Origin of the sequence: Bacillus cereus group sp. BfR-BA-01430, assembly GCF_022663115.1 — a bacterium.
Classification (GTDB): Bacteria; Bacillota; Bacilli; order Bacillales; family Bacillaceae_G; genus Bacillus_A; species Bacillus_A cereus_BD.
Map to the genome: position 1 here is coordinate 1 of NZ_JAKUEW010000075.1, position 409 is coordinate 409.

The following is a 409-nucleotide window of genomic DNA, read 5'->3' on the forward strand; positions in this document are numbered from 1 at the left end:
GGTAAAATCCGGAGAAATTGCGGCTGCTCTTAACATGACACATCAACAAGTTCTAATTAATGCGAATAAAATCAACCTTGTTGGCCATGTAACAGCTCAGCATATTAAAGGGCAAGTATTGGAAGGGGTAAAATTAAAAACATCAGCCGATCCACAAACAGGAAGATATATAGAAATTAGTCAACGGAATATATTCTTCTATGATGACAAAAACGAAAAAAGAGTTTATTTAGGTTTTTACAACAGACCAGACGGAGGGTTACAACCTACATTTATGTTAGGACGTGGTGCTGGTGAGGCTGATAAATTAAGCGGAACAATGGCTCTTACTCAAATAGTCCCTAAAATTAATGGACAATACGATTATTCGCGGGCTGTAGGTCAATTAGAAATGATTACTTATTATAAT

General features: G+C 36.2%; 1 protein-coding gene. It reads left to right on the forward strand.

What is annotated here, in order from left to right; translation table 11 throughout:
• Window positions 1–34: 34 nt before the first annotated feature.
• Window positions 35–409: hypothetical protein (locus tag MR058_RS23895; protein WP_242145945.1), on the forward strand; the 375-nt coding region annotated here is incomplete at its 3' end.